Below are 1,471 nucleotides of genomic sequence, written 5' to 3'. Positions count from 1 at the left end.
GTGCAGGAACTGCCGGCTGGGTGGTCTTTGGCATAGGCGTGGCCTTTGTGCTGGCGGGAATGACGGCCGGCGCCGTGCTCACCGGACGCAAGCTCAGGAAACACCGGATTCCCAGCCGTAGCGTGGTGACCGGGCTCTTCTTCGGAGGGGTGGGCATGTTTCTCATCCCGGTGGTGGGTCTGTTTGTGGGTTTCGCAGCCGGCCTTCTGCTCAGCGAATCCCACCGGACTCGCGATTTCCGGACCGCTGTAAAGACCAGTTGGGCGGCCTTGAAAGCCACCGGCCTGGGCATGCTGGCGGAGTTCGGCCTGGCCTGCCTGGCTGCGAGTACCTGGGTGATCGGCGTCTGGGTGGCTGCGGCCAGTTAGCCCTTCCAGCGGCCGCCAAGCGTGCCCTACTAGCATGGAACAATGAGCGCCGGACAGCCCGCAGGACCCATCTATCGCGATACCCGCGACCTCACCCCGTTCGGCAGTCCGCAGGTCCGCACGCCGGTGCGGGACCTTGCAGGCGGGGTCGGCGGAATCCTGCACACCGCCCTGGGCGGCCGGAACGGGGCGCTGCTCGGCGTGGATGGTGCCATCCCCCGGCTAAAGCTGATCACCGGGAGAGCGGCCAAGGCGGTGTACGAGGCGATCTTCCACAACACGGACCCCAACCAGTTGATCTCCACGGGCCGCGCCAACCCCGGCTGGGCCGGGCTCTGTTACGTGATGGCCGGTCTCATGGCGCACAAGCAGGGTAGCTACCTGCGGGCCTCGGAGCTCCTCCAGCGGGGCCTCACCACCAGGAACGACGACGACGCCAACCAGTTCGCGTCCGGCTATCTGACCCGTTTGGTCACCCGGGTCGAAGTGGCCGAGCGCATCGAGGTTCCGGTTCTCTTCAGCGAGGAAGCAGTGTTCCTGGCGCTGGCGCACTCCCTGCGGGAGACCGGCAACCTCGAGGCGGCGCTGCAGACCGTGAGCTCGCTTCCGCCGTCGCTGCCCGCGGCACTGGCCCGGTGCTCGGTGGCCTTCTCATTGGGCCGGGACAAGGAGGTGGCGGTCTGGACGGAAGGGCTGCTGAACGCCGATGACCTCTCCGCAGCACTCCTGTTGATCCGCGCCCGGTCACTGCGCCGCCTTGGTGCCGCTGCAGCCGCCCAGGCGGCATTGAAGGAGGTTCTTCGCCGGCGGAAGACCCACCTGGCGCTCCGCAACGATGCCCTCACGGACCGCGCCCTGCTGCTGCTGGACAACGGCCGCAAATCACTGAATCCCCGCGACTGGCTGCGTGGCCGTCCTGCCGAGCTCGAAACCTTCGACGTCATCCGCAAGGACGTGGAAGAACGCAGGCTCTGGGAACAGGAATGGAAGCAGCTGAACCGGGAGTGATCGCTGCAGGCGGAGGTTGCAGGGCTGCCGTCAGGCCATGCTCGCGACCACCGGCACCAGCTGCTCGGCCAGCAGCACCACGCCCAGGGCAATCA

The 1,471-nt window shown here is 67.3% G+C and carries 2 protein-coding genes; both read left to right on the top strand.

The window, feature by feature from the left end; genetic code table 11:
* A partial coding sequence (locus tag AB4Y86_RS18765) for a DUF456 domain-containing protein (protein ID WP_441403643.1) occupies positions 1–368 on the top strand: 368 nt, incomplete at its 5' end.
* A 42-nt stretch (positions 369–410) separates the two neighbouring features.
* Entirely contained in the window at positions 411–1,376 is a 966-nt protein-coding gene (locus AB4Y86_RS18760; RefSeq protein ID WP_441403642.1) for a hypothetical protein, read from the top strand.
* The last annotated feature ends 95 nt before the right edge of the window (positions 1,377–1,471 follow it).

The organism is Arthrobacter sp. 2YAF22_2 (genome assembly GCF_052114645.1).
Lineage (GTDB): Bacteria > Actinomycetota > Actinomycetes > Actinomycetales > Micrococcaceae > Arthrobacter.
Note: the sequence above shows the minus strand (reverse complement) of the source record. Positions and strands in the feature narration are given on the sequence as shown.